This window comes from Testudinibacter sp. 'clade 2', assembly GCF_006227735.1.
In the GTDB taxonomy this organism is placed as follows: Bacteria; Pseudomonadota; Gammaproteobacteria; order Enterobacterales; family Pasteurellaceae; genus Chelonobacter.
In genome coordinates this window covers 1-3,688 of record NZ_VDHB01000167.1, presented here as the reverse complement: position 1 = coordinate 3,688, position 3,688 = coordinate 1, and the positions used below count along the sequence as shown (strand labels likewise).

At 46.7% G+C, this 3,688-nt stretch carries 5 protein-coding genes; 2 read left to right on the top strand and 3 right to left on the bottom strand.

Annotated elements, in window-relative coordinates; translation table 11 throughout:
* Positions 1 to 116: 116 nt before the first annotated feature.
* The 3 genes from xerC to dapF are packed head-to-tail and all read right to left on the bottom strand — an operon-like array spanning position 117 to position 2,544.
* A complete protein-coding gene (xerC, locus tag FHQ30_RS11675; protein ID WP_139611574.1) occupies positions 117 to 1,016 on the bottom strand; it encodes a tyrosine recombinase XerC in 900 nt (299 codons plus the stop codon).
* 1 nt (position 1,017) lies between these two features.
* Positions 1,018 to 1,710 (bottom strand): DUF484 family protein, encoded by a 693-nt coding sequence (locus FHQ30_RS11670; RefSeq protein WP_139611575.1) that lies wholly within the window; start codon positions 1,708 to 1,710, stop codon positions 1,018 to 1,020.
* Between the two features lie 9 nt (positions 1,711 to 1,719).
* Positions 1,720 to 2,544 carry a diaminopimelate epimerase gene (dapF, locus tag FHQ30_RS11665; protein ID WP_139611576.1) on the bottom strand — a complete coding sequence of 275 codons (825 nt, stop codon included), beginning with the start codon at positions 2,542 to 2,544 and terminating at the stop codon, positions 1,720 to 1,722.
* Positions 2,545 to 2,693: 149 nt separating this feature from the next.
* Between dapF and FHQ30_RS11660 the strand changes: the two genes are divergently transcribed.
* Both FHQ30_RS11660 and FHQ30_RS11655 read left to right on the top strand, forming a co-directional pair.
* Positions 2,694 to 2,930, top strand: a complete 237-nt coding sequence (locus tag FHQ30_RS11660) for a hypothetical protein (protein ID WP_139611577.1) — start codon at positions 2,694 to 2,696, stop codon at positions 2,928 to 2,930.
* Between the two features lie 20 nt (positions 2,931 to 2,950).
* On the top strand, positions 2,951 to 3,529 hold the full coding sequence (locus FHQ30_RS11655) for a thymidine kinase (protein WP_139611578.1): 579 nt from the start codon (positions 2,951 to 2,953) through the stop codon (positions 3,527 to 3,529).
* Positions 3,530 to 3,688: the final 159 nt, after the last annotated feature.

The window sequence follows — 3,688 nt, the reverse complement described above, 5'->3', positions numbered from 1 at the left end:
GATATCGGATCACAGCACTACATCCTGCCCCCTCATCCTGATTTTTGCTTCTGAACAAAGCCAAAATCTGTCTTTCTTCCACAAGGGGCGAAGGAATTATTGCGGCACAATCTTACTCACTTCCGCTTCGCCCTCGGGTGGGCTGAGTCGTACACGTCAGCAAGGTGTTTGAAATCCAGATGGGTGTAGATTTGGGTGGTGGAGAGATTGGCGTGTCCTAATAACTCTTGCACCGCACGCAGGTCAGAGCTGGATTCCAGCATATGGGTGGCAAACGAATGGCGCAGTTTGTGCGGGTTTAAATGGGTCGGCAAACCCTGCCGTTGCCCCCACACTTCCAAGCGTTTTTGGATCCCACGGTGGCCGATTCGTTTACCTCGCTGACTAACAAACAAGGCATCGTCTTCCGGATTAAACAACACCCGCACCGCCAGCCATTTTTGCAGCGCTTGTGCGGCATAGCGTCCGTAAGGCAAAATCCGCTCTTTATTACCTTTGCCGATCACGCGCAATTCTCTGCTGCGGCTTTGTAAATCACGGACATTCAGCTGTCGCAGCTCGTTTAAGCGCAAACCGGCGCTGTACATCAGCTCCATCATCGCCAAATCACGTATATCAATCGGCTCCTTACTTGAACTATCCAATAGTAATCCAAGCTGTTCGGCTTCAATATTTTTCGGTAAACGTTTAGCTGCTTTCGGTGCAGAAACCGCACTTGCCGGATTCACCTCGATTTCACCTTGTGACAGCAGATAGTTCAAGAAGCCGCGCAAGCTGGAAAGACGCAGCGCCAAGGTTTTTGCAGATAAGTGCTGTTTTTTACTGACGGCTAGAATAAAGCGAACCACACTGGCATCAACTTGTTGCCAGTTTTCAATCTGCTGTGATTGCAAAATGCTGATGCACACGATTAATTGACGTTCATAGTTGGCAATTGTTAAATCGCTTAACTGACGCTCAATACGCAGGTAATTCAAATAATTCTGCACGGGTTGTAAAAATGCGCTTGTATCCATGTTAAATTTTCTCAATCAACCAATGATCTAAATGTTGTTCGACCATTTCCGCTAACTGTTGCAAAAAAGTAGTCTCTTGATGACGGTGAAAATGGCGTTCGTCTTTTGCCGCAAACAATAACACCGCCGTGTAAGGGTGGCGCGATTTACGTTTACCCAACAGGCAAAGCGCCACCGAGCCAATCGGAAAATCCTCCGGCAATAACAACAGCGTTTTTTCACGGTGCGTCAAGGTGCCTAAATAGTGGCGCTGCAAACCGAAACGTTCCAAACGGATAATCTCAAATGCAGTACGATCCAACCAATTGTGGGCTGCGATTTCCTCGCTTTCCACCCAACTGTCACGAAACAGCAACAGCGTGCCTTTTTGCAAGCCAAGTGCGGTTGTCCAGTCTTGCAAGATCGTTAACCCGTCAGGTAAGCGTTTGGCTTGTGAAAACCGGGTTTGTAGCGGTAACAAGCTGAAAAACATTCGCTCATTGTGTTCTGCCATTTTATGAATCGTATCCAGCTCCTGCTGTTGCCGCTGCAATTGATCACGCTGGCGTTGCAGCTTGGCTTCGACCAGCGACAAAACCCCTTTCTGTCGGTGTATCACTTGCAATTGGTCTAACAATTGCGGGTAGTCCTGAAAAAAATCCGGATGCTGATACAGATAATCCGCTACCGCACTTGCGTTCAATTCTTCGCTCATCACAATCCCTTACAATCGAATATAACCGTCAAACAGATGTGTCGCATCACCGGTCATAAACAACGGTTTGCCCTCGCCTTGCCATTCGATCAACAATTTTCCACCGGGCAACTCGACTTCGACCCGATGATCCAACACACTCTGCATGATGCCGACTGCCGCCGCGGCACAAGCACCACTGCCACAGGCTTGGGTCTCGCCCGCGCCCCGTTCAAACACCCGCAATTTAATCTGCTTGCGGTTGATAATCTGCATAAAGCCTACATTAGCACGTTCCGGAAAGCGTTCGTGATGTTCCAACAATGGTCCTAAGCGCTCGACCGGCGCTGTCGCCACATCATCCACCGTCAGCACGCAATGCGGATTGCCCATCGACACCACACCGCACAGCACGGTTTCCAACTCGGTACGCAAAATATAATTTTTCTCAAATTTATTGGCGCTGAACGGCACTTTACTCGGCTCCCAAATCGGCTCGCCCATATTGACTCGGATTTGATCGTCATCTTTAATGCTCAGCACCATTTTGCCTTTTTGCGTGCTAACACGGATCTCTTTTTTGTTGGTCAAGCCTTTCAACTGCACAAAACGCGCAAAACAGCGCGCACCGTTGCCGCATTGTGCCACTTCGCTGCCGTCGGCATTAAAAATGCGGTAATGGAAATCCATATCCGGGTCATAAGGCGGTTCAACCAACAACAATTGATCAAAACCCACACCTCGATGACGATCCGCCAAGCGACGAATCGTGCCTTCCGGGAAAAAAACATTCTGGGTGATGCCGTCCACCACCATAAAATCGTTTCCCAGACCGTGCATTTTTGAAAATTGCATATCATGTCCTTTATTTTTAATCATATTCACATTATAAACCAAGCTAGGGGAATGTCTAAATGATTCATCAGCACCGTTTGCCAAATGCCTTTTGCCAAATAGTTTGTTATGATAGGACTCCAACAATTTTTATTTTGAACGGACGAGTTATGGAAAATATCAAAAAAACACAGGCGATGCATGCGGCTGGATTAGGTTGTGCTATCAGTATTGCCATTATTGCCTATTTTTTATTCAGCTTACCTACAGAACAATTAATGGATTATCTGACCGCACTTGGGCACTGGTTTGGCGCCAGCACCACTGTCGGCATTTTTGTGCTGGCCTGTTTACCGGTTTTGGTCAGCGTCTTGTTCTACTGGATTTACTACTGGCTAAAGAATTGATTTAGAACGAATCACAGATTATGGCAAAACTCTATTTTTATTACTCATCCATGAACGCCGGCAAATCGACTACCTTGCTGCAGTCCTCTTATAACTATCGCGAGCGGCACATGAACACCTTGGTTTACACTGCCGCAATCGACAATCGCTTCGGCACAGCCAAAGTCACCTCACGCATCGGCATCAGCCAAGAAGCCTTGGTGTTCACTAATGAAACGGATTTATACCAACAAATCAAAGCGCAAATTCGCCAACAACCGCTGCACTGTATTTTGATCGATGAAGCCCAGTTTTTAACCAAAACACAGGTGTATCAACTGAGTGATGTGGTCGATAAACTACACATTCCGGTATTATGCTATGGTTTACGCACCGATTTTCAGGGAGAATTGTTCAAAGGCAGCCAATATTTATTAGCTTGGGCAGATCAGTTGGAAGAGCTGAAAACTATTTGTTACTGTGGTCGCAAAGCTAACTTTGTACTGCGTTTGAACGAAAAAGGCGAAGTAGTCAAAGCTGGCGAGCAGATTCAAATCGGCGGAAATGACAGCTATTTGTCTGTTTGCCGCCGGCATTATAAAGAGCGGTTGGGAAAATAAACAAAAACCCGCTAAATCAGCGGGTTTAGACTGCTGACAAAGGTTAAAATACACGATTAATATTGTAAAAGTAGGGGGCGATTATATATCGCCCCGAACCGCACTTTGCATTTTTCCTTTATTGATTAAGTGCTTATATAGCACTTCGCAAACGGGCGG

Coding starts and splice junctions, on each gene's coding strand:
- xerC (WP_139611574.1), bottom strand. CDS start 1,016: ATGGATACAAGCGCATTTTTACAACCCGTGCAGAATTATTTGAATTAC.
- FHQ30_RS11670 (WP_139611575.1), bottom strand. CDS start 1,710: ATGAGCGAAGAATTGAACGCAAGTGCGGTAGCGGATTATCTGTATCAG.
- dapF (WP_139611576.1), bottom strand. CDS start 2,544: ATGCAATTTTCAAAAATGCACGGTCTGGGAAACGATTTTATGGTGGTG.
- FHQ30_RS11660 (WP_139611577.1), top strand. CDS start 2,694: ATGGAAAATATCAAAAAAACACAGGCGATGCATGCGGCTGGATTAGGT.
- FHQ30_RS11655 (WP_139611578.1), top strand. CDS start 2,951: ATGGCAAAACTCTATTTTTATTACTCATCCATGAACGCCGGCAAATCG.